This is a genomic window from Micromonospora sp. CPCC 205739 (assembly GCF_036906795.1).
Classification (GTDB): Bacteria; Actinomycetota; Actinomycetes; order Mycobacteriales; family Micromonosporaceae; genus Micromonospora.
In genome coordinates this window covers 372201-387936 of sequence record NZ_JBAKHS010000002.1, presented here as the reverse complement: position 1 = coordinate 387936, position 15736 = coordinate 372201, and the positions used below count along the sequence as shown (strand labels likewise).

Sequence of the window (15736 nt, the reverse complement as noted above, 5' to 3'; positions counted from 1 at the left end):
CCTTCCCCCAGCGCCACGCGCTCCCGCCCGTTGATCATGAAGTTGGCGGCACGACACGCCGAGGCAAGTGCCGCCAACTTCATGATCAACCCGGGTGGGCGGCGCGGGGCGGGCGGCAGAGGGGGTGTGGGGGTCAGGGGGTTGGGGGGCGCCATTGGGCGGCGGCGGAGGCGGCGCTGGAGAGCAGGCGGGGGCTGATCGTGCCGAGGGTGGCGTCCCGGGCCCGCAGGGCCAGCCGGCCCCGGGCCTGCAGGACCGCCGACATCCGGCGGGTCTGCCGCACCACCGTCGCCGCGCGGGGACGGCGCAACCGGTCGTACGCCTGCACCGCGTCGGGCAGCCGGGACTCGCGCAGCAGCGAGGAGAGGGTGGCGGCGTCCTCGAAGGCGAGGCAGGCGCCCTGACCCAGGTGCGGCGGCATGGCGTGGGCCGCGTCGCCGAGCAGCACCACCCCGCCGGAGCCGGCCGGGAAGCCGTACGCCCGGGGCAGCGGGCGCAGCTCGCGGACCTCCTGCTGCACCAGGTCGGCCGGGTCGGTGGCGTCGAGCAGTTCGCCGATCGGGGCGGGCCAGCCGGCGTACCAGCGCTTGAGCAGGGCGAGCTGCGTCTCCGGGGGCTCCGGGCGGGGCGCTCCGGCGGCGGTGGCGACCCAGTAGATGCCGCCCCGGCGGGAGGCACCGGAGGAGCCGCGCTCACCCAGCGAGGCGGCCACGAAGCGGTAGCCCGCGCCCAGCACCTCACCGCCGACCGGCTGGTCGGCCGGCAGCCGGGGCGCCCGGTACCAGGGGATGACCGCCCGCCAGGCCGCGCAGCCGGAGCTGACCACGGCCGAGGAGGGGGCGAGCTGGCGGCGTACCGCGCTGTCGGTGCCGTCGGCCGCGACCACCAGGTCGGCCTCGACCAGGTGTCCGGCGGTGCCGACCGCGGGCCGCTGGCCGGGGCGGACCCGGGCGGTGTCCACGGCCACGCCGGTACGCAGCTCCACCCGGTCGCCGAGCCCGGCGATCAGCGCGTCGTGCAGGTCCTCCCGGTGCACCACCACCGGCATCCGGTCGGCCGGGGTCGGGCGCGGCTGCACCAGCCAGTGGCCGTCCGGGCGGCGCACCCCGGCGTCGGGCAGCGGGGTGGCGATCGCGTCCAGGCCTGCGCCGAGGCCGAGCGCGTGCAGCGCGCGTACCCCGTTGGGCCAGAGCACCACGGCCGTGGCCTCCGGGCGGACCCGGTCCGCCCGTTCGAGCAGGGTGACCTGCCAACCGGAGCGGGCCAGCGTGCCGGCCACCGCCAGCCCGCCGAGCCCGGCGCCGACCACCACCGCGGTGCGCATCCCCGCCCCGCTCAGCTGTCCCGGTCGGTGGGCCGGGCGCCGGCGGCGCCCGCCCGGTCGTCCCGCTCCGGCGCGTCGCCGTCGCCGTCCGGCCCGGCCCCGGCGTCGGGGTCGGCGTCGGCCGAGGGCTCGTCGTCGGTCGTCGTGCGCGCTGCGGCGTCGGGTTCGTCGGGGACCTCGCCGGTCTCCCGGTACGCCCGGAACTGCTCCTCGCTGACCGTCCGGTAGCCCTCCGGGGCGACCGCCCGGGGTCCGTTCTCGGTGCGGGAGAGGTCGACCTGGGAGACGTCCCCACCGGCCGGCGGGGCCGGAACGGCCGGCACGCCCACCGGGATCACGTACTCGCGGGGGCCGCGCACGCGCAGGAAGTAGATCAGCGCGCCGATGAAGACCAGGCCGGCGGTCCAGACGTTGAGGCGGACGCCGAGGATCCGGTTCGCCTCGTCGTTGCGCATGATCTCGATCCAGAACCGGCCGGCGGTGTAGCCCATCACGTAGAGCGCGAACGCCCGGCCCTTGCCGAACTTGAACCGGCGGTCCAGGGCGTACACCAGGGCGGCGACGCCGACGTTCCAGAGCGCCTCGTAGAGGAACGTCGGGTGGTAGAGACCGGGCTCCAGGACCGGCTGGCCGGAGGCGTCACGCAGCGCCCGGCCCGGGTCGGCCGGGTCCATCTTGTGGATCTCCAGCCCCCAGGGCAGCGTGGTGCGGCCGCCGTAGAGCTCGTTGTTGAACCAGTTGCCGAACCGGCCGACCGCCTGGGCCAGCGGCAGGCCGGGGGCGAGCGCGTCGGCCACCACGGCGAACGGGATGCCGAGCTGCCGGGCGGCGATCCACGCGCCGACCGCGCCGCCGGCCACCGCGCCCCAGATGCCGAGACCGCCCTCCCAGATGGCGAACGCCTTCAGCGGCTCGCCACCGGCGCCGAAGTACTTCTCCGGCGAGGTGATCACGTGGTAGATCCGGGCGCCGACGATGCCGGCCGGGACCGCCCAGACCGCGATGTCGAGCACCGCGCCGGGGGCCACGCCACGCTGGCGCAGCCGGCGCTCGGTGATCCAGCAGGCCAGCACGATGCCGAGGATGATGCAGAGCGCGTAGGCCCGGATCGGCACCGGCCCGAGCTGCCAGACCGCGGTGGTCGGGCTCGGCAGGGCCGCCTGGGGGCTCAACGAGGCGAGGGTCACGGGTGAAGAGGCTACCGTTGCGCACCGCATCCGCGGCACCCCGGTACGCCGCACTTCGGCCTCGGATGACTTCCGGTTTGCCGGGCCGTACGCTCTTTGTCCATGAGCACGCTCACCTGGGCGGTCGCCGCGGTCCTGACCGACGCGGCCGGTCGGGTGCTGCTGTGCCGGCGCGACCGCGGCGGGCGGTGGGCGTTGCCCGGCGGACGGCTGCACCGCCTGGAGTGCCCGACCGGCGCGGTGGCGGGCGAGGTCCGGCGGGAGACCGGGTGCCCGGTCGAGGTGGTCGACCTGGTCGGCCTCTACCACCTCAGCGGCTCGCCCTGCGGCGGGCCGCCGACGCCGGACCCCCTGCCGGACGTGCTGGTGCACGTGTTCCGGGCTCGTGCCCACCGGGACGCGGCCCTCGCGCCGCCGGCCGGGTGCACCCTCTCCTGGCACCTGCCGGACCGGCTGCCGGCGGAGGTCACCCCGGTCACCCGGGCCGCCGTCGCCGACGCCCGGGCGGGGCGCTCAGGGGTGCTGCGCGACCTGCGCCCGGACCCGGCGACGGGGATCCCGACCCCGCCGTCGAGGGCGGGCGATTCCGCGCCGCCCGCGCCGCGTGGCGCGTCGGCCGTCCGGCCCGCTCCCTGACCGGGGCTTCCGCCCTGGGGCTCCGGGCGTACTCCCGTGTGCGGCGTGCCGGGGTGTCGCGGCTTCGGGACACCCCGACACGCCGCAAACCGAGTTGATCACGGTCGCGGAGCGCCGGCATGGACGTCGAACACCGGCACGGTGGCCGGGGCACCGGCCCCCGGGCGCGAGCGCGGTCGGGGGACCCGGGCGCGGCACCGGGCCAGGCGGCCCGGCGGCGGCGACGGGCCCCTCGGGTCAGCGGACGGGGTGGCGGACGCCCTCGGCGAGTTCGGCGCTGAGCGTGCGCAGCGCGGTCAGCCCGGCGGCGGGGTCGGGGGCGTCGAGCACGCAGCGGACCAGGGCGCTGCCCACGATCACGCCGTCGGCGTACCCGGCGACCGTGGCGGCCTGGGCGCCGGTGCCCACGCCGAGGCCGACGCCGACCGGCAGGTCGGTGACCTCGCGGAGCCGGGAGACCAGGACCGGCGCGGCCTCCGAGGTCTTCGCCCGGGCGCCGGTGACCCCCATGATCGCGGTGGCGTAGACGAAGCCGCGGCAGTGCTCGACGGTCATCTTCAGCCGGGCGTCGGTGGACGAGGGCGAGACCAGGAAGGTGCGGTCCAGGCCGTGGGCGTCCGAGGCGGCCAGCCACTCGCCGGCCTCGTCGGGGATCAGGTCCGGGGTGATCAGGCCGGTGCCACCGGCGGCGGCGAGGTCGCGGGCGAACGCGTCGACGCCGTACTGCTCGATCGGGTTCCAGTACGTCATGGTGACCACCGGCGCGCCGGTGGCCGCGACCGCCTCGACGATGCGCAGCGTGTCGGCGGTGCGGACCCCGCCGGCCAGGGCGATGTCGCTGGCCCGCTGGATCACCGGCCCGTCCATCACCGGGTCGGAGTAGGGGATCTCCACCTCGATGACGTCGACGCCCGCCTCGACCATGGCGGTCATCGCGGCGATGCTGCCCTCGACGGTCGGGAAGCCGGCCGGCATGCAGCCGACCAGCAGGGCCCGCCCGTCGGCGCGGGCCTTGTCGAAGGCCACCCCGATCCGACTCACGCTGTCACTCCTTGTCGAGGATGCCGAAGTACTCGCCGGCGGTGTGCACGTCCTTGTCACCCCGACCGGAGAGGTTGACCACGATGACCGGCTCCCGGCCGAGTTCGGCGGCGAGCCGGGGGGCGATCGCCAGCGCGCCGGCGAGCGCGTGCGAGCTCTCGATCGCCGGGATGATCCCCTCGGTACGGCAGAGCAGCTCGAACGCGGCCATCGCCTCGCGGTCGGTCACCGGCAGGTAGGTGGCCCGGCCGCTGTCGTGCAGCCAGGCGTGCTCCGGGCCGACGCCCGGGTAGTCCAGGCCGGCGGAGATCGAGTGCGACTCGACGGTCTGACCGTCGGCGTTCTGCAGCACGTAGGTGCGGGTGCCGTGCAGCACGCCGGAGGTGCCGCCGGTGATGCTGGCCGCGTGCCGGCCGGTCTCCACCCCGTCGCCGCCGGCCTCGAAGCCGTACAGCCGCACGTCGGCGTCGTCGACGAAGGCGTGGAAGATGCCCAGCGCGTTGGAGCCGCCGCCGACGCAGGCGGCGACCGCGTCCGGCAGCGCGCCGGTCAGGTCGAGGCACTGCCGGCGGGCCTCCTCGCCGATGCCGCGCACGAAGTCCCGGACCATCTCCGGGAACGGGTGCGGGCCGGCGGCGGTGCCGATCAGGTAGTGGGTGTTGTCGACGTTGGCGACCCAGTCCCGCATCGCCTCGTTCATCGCGTCCTTGAGGGTGCGCGAGCCGGTGGTCACCGGAACGATCGTCGCGCCGAGCATCCGCATCCGGGCGACGTTGAGCGCCTGCCGCTGGGTGTCGACCTCGCCCATGTAGACCACGCAGTCGAGGTCGAACAGGGCGGCGGCGGTGGCGGTGGCCACCCCGTGCTGGCCGGCGCCGGTCTCGGCGATCACCCGGGTCTTGCCCATCCGCTTGGTGAGCAGGGCCTGGCCCAGCACGTTGCGTACCTTGTGCGCCCCGGTGTGGTTGAGGTCCTCCCGCTTGAGCAGCACCCGGGCGCCCACCTTGGCGGAGAACCGCTCGGCCGAGTACAGCAGCGACGGGGTGCCCGCGTAGTCGCGCAGCAGGGCGTCGAACTCGGCGAGGAAGGCCGGGTCGCTCATCGCCTTGCGGTACGCGGCGTCCAGCTCGTCCAGCGCCGCCACCAGCGCCTCCGGCACGAACCGCCCGCCGAAGCGGCCGAAGTGACCGGCGGCGTCGGGAAGCTGACCGGCCGGGGCCGAGGCGTTGGCGCTCATCGCGGTGTCCTCTCGCTGCTGACGTCTCCCGGGCGCGGGCTCAGCGCACCGGGCGGGGCGTTGCCGGGTGGTTGCCGGCGTTGACCAGCTCGGCGACCGCCTCGCGGGGGCTCTTCTGGGTGACCAGGCCCTCGCCCACCAGCACGGCGTCGGCGCCGGCCGAGGCGTACCGGATGAGGTCGTGCGGGCCACGCACGCCGGATTCCGCGATCTTGACAACGCTGCTGGGCAGGCCGGGTGCGATCCGCTCGAAGACCGACCGGTCAACCTCCAGGGTACGCAGGTCGCGGGCGTTGACCCCGATCACCTGCGCACCGGCCTCCAGGGCGCGGTCGGCCTCCTCCTCGTCGTGCACCTCGACCAGCGCGGTCATGCCGAGCGACTCGATCCGCTCCAGCAGACCCATCAGCACGTTCTGTTCGAGGGCGGCGACGATCAGCAGCACCAGGTCGGCGCCGTGCGCACGGGCCTCGTGCACCTGGTAGCTGGAGACCACGAAGTCCTTGCGCAGGACCGGCACCCGCACGGCGGCCCGGACGGCGGCCAGGTCGTCGAGGGATCCGCCGAACCAGCGCCCCTCGGTCAGCACGCTGATCGCCCGCGCGCCACCGGCGGCGTACTGCCCGGCCAGGTCGGCCGGATCGGCGATCTCGGCCAGCCGGCCCTTGGACGGCGAGGAGCGCTTGACCTCCGCGATCACCGCCACGCCGGGCCGGCGCAGGGCCGCGTACGCGTCCAGCGGTGGCGGCGCGGCGGCGGCCAGCTCACGGATCCGCTCCAGCGGAACCTGCTCCTGTCGCCGTGCCACGTCCTCGCGGACGCCGGCCAGGATCTCGTCGAGCACGCTTCCGGACCCGGCCGAACCGGCCTCGTCCCCCTCCGCGTGCGCATGCTCAGCAGTCACCAACGGACTCCCCTCTCCGGGTGTCATGGGCCGATGCTAGGGGGCGCCAGCTGGCGACGGGTGCCGGGGGTATGGCGCTCCTCACGAAATGGGCTGTGGCATGATGGCCGACTTCCGGTGAACGCGATGTCACGCAGCGCCACCGCCCCCGTCGACCAGCTCGCCCGCCTGCGGCGGGGCCGTTCCACGAGCATCGATCTTCGCCCATGAACAATGAGAGCACGGCGACCGGCTCCGCGCAGCCTACTGACGCCCGTCGATGCTGTGACCAAGCTCAAGGATGAACGGCCCTAGCCAGCTCGTTGGCCTCGACGGACAGTTGATCCGGGCGTCACCACGGTGAAACGTGAACCGGGCAGCCTGTCCACCGGGCAGACTCGATGACGCGCCTGCCGATACGTCGGACTCCATCTGCGGGGTGACCTCATGAGCACGACCGAGCCGAGCTCCAGCGCCATCGGACTCACCACCATCTCCCGCACCGTCGCGTCGCTGGCTGTCGGCGTGGTGCACACCCTGGAACGCGCCGTGGTGGGCGAGGGCCGGATGCGTACCGCGCGCGGCAACGCCTGGGAGGCCGTCTGCGCCGACCGGGCCCGCGCCGACCAGCGGGCCGAGCTGGACCGCCTGGTGGCCGAACTGGCCGCCGCGCGGGCCGCGGCCCGGGACCGCCGCGAGGTCCGCGAGCGGCAGCCGGTCAGCTGACCGTCGGGTCCTCGCCCCGGTCGAGCGCGTCCCACGCCTCGCGGGTGCCCCGCTCGGCGGCCGGGCGGCCGTCGGCCCCGGCGGCACCGCCGGAGCGGCGCTCGTACCGGGCGCCCATCGCCGGCCAGCGCTGACCGCGCGCCGCGGTGAGCGCACCGCCGAGCGCCGCCAGCACCCCGCCGAGCAGGCAGAGCGCCGGCCACTGCCGGCTCACCTCGCCGTCGAAGGCGGCGATCAGCCCGTAGCCGCCGCCGGCCGCCACCGCGGCGCCGAGCAGGGCCAGCAGCCCGCCCAGCAGGCGGCGGGCCCGGCCCCGGGTGGCCAGCACCGCGCCGCCGCCGGCCAGCCCCACCAGCGCCAACGCCGACAGCCAGGGCAGCAGGTCCGCGCCCGTGCGGCCCTCCCGCGCCGACGGCAGCGACCCGCGCGGGGTCACCTCCACCGCCCAGGTCCGGGTCGCCGCCCAGAAGGCCAGGCCCGCCCCGGCCAGGCAGAGCAGCACCGCGTACGCCAGCTCGCGTCGGCCCGGCGCGGCCGGCGTACCCGCCTCGGCGGGCGTGTCCGGCGCGGCGGGCGTGTCCGGACCGCTCATCGGGGCCACCTTTCGTTCGCGACTGCGGGGCTCCGCTGCGCTACACTCCTCGCGCTCACCGGGCGGGCCGCAGCGTCTCGGCGGCGGCGATGGCGGCGAGCACCGCAGCGGCCTTGTTCCGCGTCTCCTGGTCCTCGCCGGCCGGATCGGAATCGGCCACCACCCCGGCCCCGGCCTGCACGTACGCCCGGCCGTCGCGGATCAGCGCGGTGCGGATGGCGATCGCCATGTCCAGGTCGCCGCCGAAGCCGAAGTAACCCACGGTGCCGCCGTAGAGGCCGCGCCGGACCGGCTCCAACTCCTCGATGATCTCCATGGCGCGCACCTTCGGGGCACCGGAGAGAGTGCCGGCCGGGAAGGTGGCGGCGAGCGCGTCGAAGGCCGTCCGGTCCTCACGCAGCGTGCCCACCACCGTCGAGACGATGTGCATCACGTGGCTGTACCGCTCGATGGTGGCGAACTCCGGCACCTCCACCGTGCCCGGGCGGCACACCCGGCCCAGGTCGTTGCGGCCCAGGTCGACCAGCATCACGTGCTCGGCCCGCTCCTTGGGATCGGCGAGCAGTTCCGCGGCGAGCCGGGTGTCGGCGTCGGCGGTGGCGCCGCGCGGCCGGGTGCCGGCGATCGGGTGCAGCAGCGCCCGCCGCTGCCCGTCCGGCCCGGCGTTGACCTTCAGGTGCGCCTCCGGGGACGAGCCGACGATGTCGAAGCCGTCGAAGCGCAGCAGGTACATGTACGGGCTGGGGTTGGTGGTGCGCAGCACCCGGTAGACGTCCAGCGGGTCGGCGTGGGTGTCGCGCTCGAAGCGCTGGGCGAGCACGATCTGGAAGCACTCGCCGGCCCGGATCGCCTCCTTGGCCGCCTCGACCGCTTTCGGGTAGCCGCCGTCGGGGGTACGGCTGGCGACCTCGCCGACCGGCGGCCGGCCGACGGTGGAGATCATGGGCGGAATCGGTCTGGACAGCGCGGTGGTCATCGCGTCGAGCCGCCCCACCGCGTGGTGGTACGCCGCCGCGACCAGCGCCTCCCGGTCCGGCGCGTCCAGCGGCGGCAGCACCGCGTTGGCGACCAGGATCGCCGAGCCGTCGTAGTGGTCGAGCACCACCAGGTCGGTGGCGAGCATCATGCCCAGCTCCGGCACCCCGAGGTCGTCCTCGGTCAGCTCGGGCAGCCGCTCGAAGCGCCGGATCAGGTCGTAGCCCAGGTAGCCGACCATGCCGCCGGTCAGCGGCGGCATGTCGCTGGCCGGGTCCCAGACCGGGCCGGCGAGCGCCTCGACGGTCTCGCGCAGCACCTCGACCGGGTCGCCGGAGGACGGCACCCCGGCCGGGGGACGGCCGGTCCAGACGGCGACGCCGTCCCGCTCGACCAGCGTCGCGCCGCTGCGCACGCCGATGAACGAGTACCGGGACCAGGACATCCCGGCCGAGCCGACGCCCTGCTCGGCGGACTCCAGCAGGAACGTGCCCGGGCCACCGGCGAGCTTGCGGTAGACCCCCACCGGGGTCTCCGCGTCGGCCAGCAGCCGCCGGGTCACCGGCACCACCCGCCAGCGGGCGGCCAGCTCGGTGAAGCTGCCCAGGTCGGGGCTCAGGGTGCCGTCGGTCATCGCCGGGCCTGCCTCTCGTCTGCGTGGACGCGCTCCGGTCGCGCCCCGCGGTCCGCGCTCACCGCTCGCTCCCCGCGCCGCTCACCGGCAGGTCGGTGAAGAAGCAGGTGCGGTGCCCGGTGTGACAGGCCGCCCCGACCTGGTCGACGCTGACCAGCAGCGCGTCGCCGTCGCAGTCCAGCGCGACCGAGCGGACGTACTGGTGGTGGCCGGAGGTGGCCCCCTTGACCCAGTACTCCTGCCGGCTGCGCGACCAGTAGGTGGCCCGGCCGGTGGTCAGCGTGCGGTGCAGCGCCTCGTCGTCCATCCAGGCGACCATCAGCACCTCGCCGGTGTCGTGCTGCCGCACCACCGCGGCGACCAGGCCGTCGGGGGTGCGGCGCAGCCGGGCGGCGACGGCCGGATCGAGGCGGGACGGGCGGACCGCGCCGGCGTCGGCGTCGCTCGGGGAAGACTCAGTCACGGGCACAGTGACCCATTGTCCCGCACGCGGCGCGGGGACCTGCGGGGCGTACCCGTCCCCGCGGGCCGTCCGGGCGAGTTGGGCGACGTAGCGGTCCAGCCGCCCGTCGGCCAGCGCCGCGGCCAGGTCCGGCCCGGCCACCTCCGCGACCCGGTCGGCGTACGGGCGGACCAGCGGGACGACCCCGGCGACCAGGCGCGCCGCGGCGGCCCCGAGCTGGCCGGTGGAGCCGGGGCGCAGCCCGAGGCAGAGCAGCATGTCGTCGCGGTAGCCCGGCGGGGCGACCGGCAGGGCGAGGGCGGCGGCGAAGGCGGCCCGCCGGGACACCACCCGCACGCTCGGATTGGCCAGCCGCAGCACCGAGGGGCAGAGCCGGGCCAGGTCGGCGGCGGCCAGGCGTACCCCGAGGTGGTCGCCGGCGGCGCGGGCGCCGGCCACCTTGCCCAGCGTCGCCACCAGCTCCTCCAGCCGGGGCTGGTCGGCGGGCTGGCAGAGCACCGGCAGGTCGATCCGGGGCCGCCAGCCCTCCTCGGCCCAGAGCAGCCGGACCGGCGCGGTGACCGGCAGGCCGAACGCCCAGTCGGCCGGCTCGCCGAGCCGGTCGACCCAGGATCGGACGTCCCGGGCAGCCACCGAGACGTGCACCAGCCGGCCGTCGACCTCCACCAGGTACGCCTGCCGGGCGGCGTACGGGGTGCGGCCGGCGCCGGTGGACCGGCCCGCCGCGCCGGAGGTGGCCGGGGCGGGCCGGTCGTCGTCGGCGACGAGCACGTCGAGATCGACGTCGCTGTGCGCCGTGGCGGCCCGTCGGGCGTGGCTGCCGCGCAGCAGGATTCCGACGACGGGGCGTTCGGCACCCTCGCGCAGCCGGGTCGCCCAGTCTTCGAAGAATGCACCCGCCAACAACGGAGCGTGATCCACCGCGCCATCGTGCCGTACGTCCGATCAGGCCGCAATGCCCGATGACGGACCTGGTGTCCGATGAGGAGGCTAGTGCCCCACGGTTCGCATTGATGCCTCGGGATACCTTTCGCCGGCGACGGCGTCGGCGGGAACCGCCGTGCGGAGCCGGTCCCGCTGCGCCGGGGTGAGCCGGATGTCGGCCGCCGCCGCGTTCTCCTCCAGGTAGCGGACCCGCTTGGTGCCGGGGATCGGCAGGATGTCCTCGCCCTGGGCCAGCAGCCAGGCCAGCGCGGCCTGGGCCGGGGTGCAGCCGATCTCCCCGGCCACCGCGCGCACCGCCGCGACCAGCCGCAGGTTGGCGTCGAGGTTGCCCGCGGCGAAGCGCGGCACGCCGGTCCGCCAGTCGTCGGCGGCGAGCTGGCCGCGCCCGCTGATCGCCCCGGTGAGCAGCCCCCGCCCGACCGGCGAGTACGCCACCAGCGCCACCCCCAGCTCCCGGCAGGTGTCCAGCATCGCCCCCTCGACGTCCCGGGTGAACAGCGAGTACTCCATCTGCACCGCGGCGACCGGGTGCACCGCGTGCGCCGCGCGCAGCGTCGCCGGGCTGACCTCGGAGAGCCCGATCAGGCGGACCTTGCCGGCCGCGACCAGCTCCGCCATCGCGCCGACGGTCTCCTCGATCGGGGTGCCCGGGTCGCGCCGGTGCAGGTAGTACAGGTCGATGGTGTCGACGCCGAGCCGGCCCAGCGAGGCGTCGCAGGCCTCGCGGGCCCAGGCGGCGCTGCTGTCCACGTACGCGCCGGGGGTGCCGGTGCCGCCGAAGCCGTCGCCGCGGGTGCGGTTGCCGAACTTGGTGGCCAGGAAGACCTCGTCGCGGCGGGCCCGCACCACCGGGGCGAGCAGCCGCTCGTTCGCGCCGGCGCCGTACATGTCGGCGGTGTCCAGGTGGTTGACGCCCAGGTCCAGGGCGCGGTGCAGGGTGCGGGTGGGCTCGGCGTCGTCGCGACCGCCGTAGGCGAAGCTCATCCCCATGCAGCCCAGCCCGATCGCGGAGACCTCGGGGCCAACGGCTCCCATCCGGCGGCGGATCATCGTCCCTCCTCGGCCTTGCGGTAGATGTCGATCTTGTAGTTGAGCACCCTCAGGTCCTCCTCCAGTTCGGCCATCCGGGCCAGCACCCGGGCCCGGTGCGCCTCGAACAGCGCCCGGCGGGCGCCCAGCGTCCGGTCCCCGAGCCGGGCCAGTTCGGCGTACCGGCGCATGTCGCGCACCGGCATCCCGGTCCGGCGCAGCCGGGTGAGCAGGAGCAGCCAGTCCAGGTCGGACTCGGTGTAGCGGCGCCGGCCCGCCGAGTCCCGGCCGACCGGGGCGACCAGCCCCTCCTGCTCGTACCAGCGCAGCGTGTAGGTGGTCAGGCCGACCCGGGCGGCTGCCTCGCCCACGGAGATGCCCGTCTCCTGCGTGCTGATGTCCACGCCGCCAGGCTTCCAGTTCGAGAGCACTCGAAGTCAACCGTTGCGCCCGGACAGGTATCTCATCTAGCGTTGAGTTCAACAGATGATGAGTTTCGGAGGTGGGCGGTGGAGGACGCGATCTCAGTCCGCGACCTGGTCGTCGACCGGGGCCGGCGGAGGGTGCTGCACGGCATCGCCTGCACCGTTCCCCGGGGCTCGGTGACCGGGCTGCTCGGCCCCAGCGGCAGCGGCAAGACCACCCTGATGCGGGCGGTGGTGGGGGTCCAGGTGATCGACTCGGGCACGGTCACCGTGCTGGGCCGGCCGGCCGGCGCGGCGGAGCTGCGCCACCGGGTCGGCTACCTGACCCAGGCGCCCAGCGTCTACGCCGACCTGACCGTGCGGGAGAACGCCCGCTACTTCGCGGCGTTGCAGGGCCGGCCCGCGGCCGACGCCGACCGGGCGGTGGCCGACGTCGGGCTGGCCGACGCGGCGACGCAGCTGGTCGGCACCCTCTCCGGCGGGCAGCGCAGCCGCGCCTCGCTGGCCTGCGCCCTGGTCGGCGAGCCGGAGCTGGTCGTCCTCGACGAGCCGACGGTCGGGCAGGACCCGGTGCTGCGGGCCGACCTCTGGGCCCGGTTCCACGAGATGGCGGCGGCCGGCACGACGCTGCTGGTGTCCAGCCACGTGATGGACGAGGCGGCCCGCTGCGACCGGCTGCTGCTGATCCGGGAGGGCCGGCTGGTCGCCGACGACACCCCGGACGGGGTCCGCGCGCGCACCGGGGTCGACGACCTCGAGGAGGCGTTCCTGCGGTTGATCCGATCGACTGAGGCGGGCCAGCGGCACGCCGGCACGGAGGCATGATGAGCGCGCGGATCCTGGCCGCCACCACCGGGCGCATCCTGCGCCAGCTGCGGCACGACAAGCGGACGGTGGCGCTGCTGGTGCTGGTGCCGACGGTGCTGCTGACCCTGGTCTACTACATGTTCGCCGACCAGCCCACCGCACCCGGGCAGCCGTCGGCGTTCGACCGGATCGCCCTGATCATGCTGGGCTTCTTCCCGTTCATCGTGATGTTCCTGGTCACCAGCATCGCGATGCTGCGCGAGCGGACCACCGGCACGCTGGAGCGGCTGCTCACCACCCCGCTGAACAAGCTCGACCTGCTCTTCGGCTACGGCATCGCGTTCGGGCTGGCCGGGGCGGTGCAGTCGACCGTCGCCGCGGGCGTGGCGTACTGGCTGTTCGGGATGGAGACCGCCGGCAGCGCCGCGCTGGTCATCCTGGTCGCGGCGCTGAACGCCGTATTGGCCGTGGCGCTCGGGCTGTTCTGCAGCGCCTTCGCCCGCACCGAGTTCCAGGCGGTCCAGTTCATGCCGGTGGTGGTCGCCCCGCAGCTGCTGCTCTGCGGGCTGTTCGTGCCGCGCGGCGAGATGGCCGGCTGGCTCCAGGCGGTCAGCGACGCGCTCCCCCTGTCGTACGCGGTCGAGGCCCTGCAGGAGGTCGGCGCGCACGCCGAGCCGACCGGCACCATGTGGCGGGACGTGGCGATCGTGGCCGGCGCGGCGCTGGTGGCCCTGGTGCTGGCGGCGGCGACCCTGCGGCGGCGCAGCGGATGATGGCGCGTCGCACCGGCCGGCGCCCCGGCAACCCGGACACCCGGCAGGCCATCCTCGCCGCGGCCCGGACGGCCTTCGCCGAGCGCGGCTTCGACGCGGCGTCGATCCGGGTCATCGCCGGCGCCGCCGGGGTCGACCCGGCGCTGGTGCACCACTACTTCGGCAGCAAGGAGGAGCTCTTCCGGGCGACCGTCGACATCCCCATGGACCCGGCGCAGCTGCTCCCCGTGGTGCTGGCCGGCGGGGTGGACGGCGTGGGTGAGCGGCTGGTCCGGACGTTCCTCGGGGTGTGGGACTCGCCGGCCGGCAAGGCGGCGGTGGCGCTGCTGCGCTCGGCGGTCAACAACGAGTGGACCGCCCGGTTGCTGCGGGAGTTCCTGGTCACCCAGGTGCTGCGCCGGGTGCTCGACCACCTCGACGTCCCGCCGGCGGAGCTGCCGCTGCGCGGCTCGCTGGTGGCCACCCAGATGGCCGGCCTGGCCATGATGCGGTACGTCATCCGGCTGGAGCCGGTGGCCTCCGCGGACCCGGAGACCCTGGTCGCGGCGGTCGGCCCGACCGTGCAGCGCTACCTCACCGGCGACCTGGGCTGACCGCTCAGCGGCCCTCCGCCATCGGGTGGACGGCCGCCTCGCGCGGGCAGAGCATCGGGTGCAGCAGCCGGGACAGCTCCGCCGGGTCGGCCACCGGGCGTGGGAAGGCCAGCCGGGCCCGCCGCCGGTCGCCGGGCCCGCCGTGCGCGACGACCAGGCCGTACCGGTCCAGCCGCACCACGCGGGGCCGTCCGGTCAGGTCGAGGCGGCGGCGCAGGTACGCGGTGACCTGGGGCTCGTGATGGTCGGCCAGGTCGGCCAGCAGTTCGGGCTCGACCGGGTGCAGCGGGTCCGGCTCGGCGGCGGCGTACTCCCCGGGGTCGATCCGGCGCACCGAGTCGGCGTTCTCCAGGCGGGCCTCGGCCACCTCGAAGCGGTGCAGCCGGAAGCGGGTGCCGACGTCGAGCAGGTCCCCGGTCGGGTCGACGGCCGCGAAGTCGGCCGCCCCCCGGCGGGCCTCGGCGCCCTGCAGCGGCGCCGCCCAGCCGGAGACCCAGGCCCGGCCGAGCGACGGCGCACCCGCGGCCGGGGGCAGGTCCAGCACGTCGAGCACCACGGCGACGTCGTCGTCCGCCCCCGGGTCCAGCTCGGCGGCGAGGTCGCTGACCACCGGTACGAGCATCAGCACCCGTCCCTCGGGGTCGGTGGCGTGCCGGACGTGGTACGGCCCCGGGCGGTGCGCGAGGTGCACCAGACCGGGCAACCGGCCGGCGACCAGGGTGCGGATGATCTCGGCGGGGCTCGGTCCCATCGGGGCACCTCCTGCATAGGTTAGGCTTACCTAAGTAGCACCCTAGAGCACCCGAGCGGAGACGTCCACGTGAACCACCCCCGCCCCAAGGCCCGCCTCTCCCGGGCTCTCGGCATCCCCTTGACCCGCAAGTGCGTCCAGTACCTCGAGCGCCGCCCCTACCCGCCGGGCGTGCACGGCCGCGCCCGCCGGCGCACCTCGGACTACCAGGTCCGGCTCCTGGAGAAGCAGCGGCTGCGGCACCAGTACAACGTCAGCGAGGTGCAGCTGCGCCGCGCCTTCGACGAGGCGGCGCGGGGCGCCGGCAAGACCGGCGAGACCCTGGTCGCCCTGCTGGAACGGCGGCTCGACGCGGTGGTGCACCGCGCCGGCCTGGCCCGCAGCATCTACCAGGCCCGGCAGCTGGTCGCCCACGGGCACCTCACCGTCGACGGGCGCAAGGTCGACCGGCCGTCGTACCGGCTGCGGCCCGGCCAGGTGGTCGCCGTCCGGGAGCGCAGCCGGCAGCTGCCGCCCTTCCAGCTCGCCGCCACCGGGGCGAACGCGGACGAGGGACCGGGCCGGCCGTACCTCTCGGTCGACCTGACCGGCCTGCGGGCCACCCTGCTGCGCGAGCCGGCCCGGCACGAGGTGCCGGTGATCTGCGACGAGCAGCTGGTGGTCGAGCACTACTCCCGGTGAGCGGCGCGGGTCCGGCGCGGCGTGCGCCGGACCC

Annotated in this window: 17 protein-coding genes and 1 pseudogene; 6 read left to right on the top strand and 12 right to left on the bottom strand. The window is 75.5% G+C overall.

The features are described 5' to 3' along the window. Window positions 1–133: 133 nt before the first annotated feature. Window positions 134–1324, bottom strand: a complete 1191-nt coding sequence (locus V6U88_RS05765) for an FAD-dependent oxidoreductase (protein WP_334450483.1) — start codon at window positions 1322–1324, stop codon at window positions 134–136. A gap of 11 nt (window positions 1325–1335) precedes the next feature. After that, window positions 1336–2511: a prolipoprotein diacylglyceryl transferase gene (gene lgt, locus V6U88_RS05760; protein ID WP_334450482.1), complete on the bottom strand. Its 1176-nt coding sequence runs from the start codon at window positions 2509–2511 to the stop codon at window positions 1336–1338. A 102-nt stretch (window positions 2512–2613) separates the two neighbouring features. Between lgt and V6U88_RS05755 the strand changes: the two genes are divergently transcribed. Next, window positions 2614–3147 carry an NUDIX hydrolase gene (locus tag V6U88_RS05755; protein ID WP_334450481.1) on the top strand — a complete coding sequence of 178 codons (534 nt, stop codon included), beginning with the start codon at window positions 2614–2616 and terminating at the stop codon, window positions 3145–3147. A gap of 237 nt (window positions 3148–3384) precedes the next feature. Here the strand turns inward: V6U88_RS05755 and trpA are convergent, their stop codons facing one another. From trpA to trpC, 3 genes are read right to left on the bottom strand one after another with little or no spacing between them, the layout of a single operon-like run. Next, the gene (trpA, locus tag V6U88_RS05750; protein ID WP_334450480.1) at window positions 3385–4188 is read right to left on the bottom strand and encodes a tryptophan synthase subunit alpha; all 804 of its coding nucleotides are present in this window, start codon (window positions 4186–4188) and stop codon (window positions 3385–3387) included. 4 nt (window positions 4189–4192) lie between these two features. Beyond that, on the bottom strand, window positions 4193–5425 hold the full coding sequence (gene trpB / locus V6U88_RS05745) for a tryptophan synthase subunit beta (protein WP_334450479.1): 1233 nt from the start codon (window positions 5423–5425) through the stop codon (window positions 4193–4195). 40 nt (window positions 5426–5465) lie between these two features. After that, window positions 5466–6269, bottom strand: coding sequence for an indole-3-glycerol phosphate synthase TrpC (gene trpC, locus V6U88_RS05740; protein ID WP_334450625.1), 804 nt, complete (start codon window positions 6267–6269; stop codon window positions 5466–5468). Between the two features lie 486 nt (window positions 6270–6755). Here trpC and V6U88_RS05735 point away from each other — a divergent pair, with 486 nt between their 5' ends. Further along, window positions 6756–7034 carry a hypothetical protein gene (locus V6U88_RS05735; RefSeq protein WP_334450478.1) on the top strand — a complete coding sequence of 93 codons (279 nt, stop codon included), beginning with the start codon at window positions 6756–6758 and terminating at the stop codon, window positions 7032–7034. Here the strand turns inward: V6U88_RS05735 and V6U88_RS05730 are convergent. The 6 genes and pseudogenes from V6U88_RS05730 to V6U88_RS05705 all read right to left on the bottom strand — a co-directional run bounded on the left by V6U88_RS05730 (window position 7027) and on the right by V6U88_RS05705 (window position 12076). Further along, window positions 7027–7626, bottom strand: coding sequence for a Trp biosynthesis-associated membrane protein (locus V6U88_RS05730; RefSeq protein ID WP_334450477.1), 600 nt, complete (start codon window positions 7624–7626; stop codon window positions 7027–7029). The genes V6U88_RS05735 and V6U88_RS05730 overlap by 8 nt on opposite strands. 55 nt (window positions 7627–7681) lie before the next feature. Next, window positions 7682–9235 carry an anthranilate synthase component I gene (locus tag V6U88_RS05725; RefSeq protein WP_334450476.1) on the bottom strand — a complete coding sequence of 518 codons (1554 nt, stop codon included), beginning with the start codon at window positions 9233–9235 and terminating at the stop codon, window positions 7682–7684. A gap of 58 nt (window positions 9236–9293) precedes the next feature. Next, entirely contained in the window at window positions 9294–9704 is a 411-nt protein-coding gene (gene hisI / locus V6U88_RS05720) for a phosphoribosyl-AMP cyclohydrolase (protein ID WP_334450624.1), read from the bottom strand. Between the two features lie 168 nt (window positions 9705–9872). Next, a pseudogene (locus tag V6U88_RS05715) lies at window positions 9873–10196 on the bottom strand (phosphoribosyl-AMP cyclohydrolase); the annotation flags it as partial. 492 nt (window positions 10197–10688) lie between these two features. Further along, on the bottom strand, window positions 10689–11693 hold the full coding sequence (locus V6U88_RS05710) for an aldo/keto reductase (protein WP_334450475.1): 1005 nt from the start codon (window positions 11691–11693) through the stop codon (window positions 10689–10691). After that, entirely contained in the window at window positions 11690–12076 is a 387-nt protein-coding gene (locus V6U88_RS05705) for a MerR family transcriptional regulator (protein WP_334450474.1), read from the bottom strand. The genes V6U88_RS05710 and V6U88_RS05705 overlap by 4 nt, the downstream gene beginning before the upstream one ends. 105 nt (window positions 12077–12181) lie before the next feature. Between V6U88_RS05705 and V6U88_RS05700 the strand changes: the two genes are divergently transcribed. Genes V6U88_RS05700 through V6U88_RS05690 form a run of 3 tightly spaced genes read left to right on the top strand, consistent with a single transcriptional unit; the run spans window position 12182 to window position 14270 of the window. Further along, the gene (locus tag V6U88_RS05700) at window positions 12182–12922 is read left to right on the top strand and encodes an ABC transporter ATP-binding protein (protein WP_334450473.1); all 741 of its coding nucleotides are present in this window, start codon (window positions 12182–12184) and stop codon (window positions 12920–12922) included. Beyond that, on the top strand, window positions 12922–13677 hold the full coding sequence (locus V6U88_RS05695; RefSeq protein ID WP_334450472.1) for an ABC transporter permease: 756 nt from the start codon (window positions 12922–12924) through the stop codon (window positions 13675–13677). Before V6U88_RS05700 ends, V6U88_RS05695 begins: the two co-directional genes overlap by 1 nt. Next, a complete protein-coding gene (locus V6U88_RS05690; RefSeq protein WP_334450471.1) occupies window positions 13677–14270 on the top strand; it encodes a TetR/AcrR family transcriptional regulator in 594 nt (197 codons plus the stop codon). Before V6U88_RS05695 ends, V6U88_RS05690 begins: the two co-directional genes overlap by 1 nt. Window positions 14271–14274: 4 nt before the next feature. On the opposite strand, the gene V6U88_RS05685 is transcribed toward V6U88_RS05690, so the two are convergent. Next, window positions 14275–15021: a DUF2470 domain-containing protein gene (locus V6U88_RS05685; protein ID WP_334450470.1), complete on the bottom strand. Its 747-nt coding sequence runs from the start codon at window positions 15019–15021 to the stop codon at window positions 14275–14277. A gap of 69 nt (window positions 15022–15090) precedes the next feature. On the opposite strand from V6U88_RS05685, the gene rpsD reads away from it, so the two are divergent. After that, entirely contained in the window at window positions 15091–15702 is a 612-nt protein-coding gene (gene rpsD / locus V6U88_RS05680; protein WP_334450469.1) for a 30S ribosomal protein S4, read from the top strand. The last annotated feature ends 34 nt before the right edge of the window (window positions 15703–15736 follow it).

Coding starts and splice junctions, on each gene's coding strand:
- V6U88_RS05765 (WP_334450483.1), bottom strand. CDS start 1,324: ATGCGCACCGCGGTGGTGGTCGGCGCCGGGCTCGGCGGGCTGGCGGTG.
- V6U88_RS05755 (WP_334450481.1), top strand. CDS start 2,614: ATGAGCACGCTCACCTGGGCGGTCGCCGCGGTCCTGACCGACGCGGCC.
- trpB (WP_334450479.1), bottom strand. CDS start 5,425: ATGAGCGCCAACGCCTCGGCCCCGGCCGGTCAGCTTCCCGACGCCGCC.
- V6U88_RS05735 (WP_334450478.1), top strand. CDS start 6,756: ATGAGCACGACCGAGCCGAGCTCCAGCGCCATCGGACTCACCACCATC.
- V6U88_RS05730 (WP_334450477.1), bottom strand. CDS start 7,626: ATGAGCGGTCCGGACACGCCCGCCGCGCCGGACACGCCCGCCGAGGCG.
- V6U88_RS05725 (WP_334450476.1), bottom strand. CDS start 9,235: ATGACCGACGGCACCCTGAGCCCCGACCTGGGCAGCTTCACCGAGCTG.
- V6U88_RS05710 (WP_334450475.1), bottom strand. CDS start 11,693: ATGATCCGCCGCCGGATGGGAGCCGTTGGCCCCGAGGTCTCCGCGATC.
- V6U88_RS05695 (WP_334450472.1), top strand. CDS start 12,922: ATGAGCGCGCGGATCCTGGCCGCCACCACCGGGCGCATCCTGCGCCAG.
- V6U88_RS05690 (WP_334450471.1), top strand. CDS start 13,677: ATGGCGCGTCGCACCGGCCGGCGCCCCGGCAACCCGGACACCCGGCAG.
- V6U88_RS05685 (WP_334450470.1), bottom strand. CDS start 15,021: ATGGGACCGAGCCCCGCCGAGATCATCCGCACCCTGGTCGCCGGCCGG.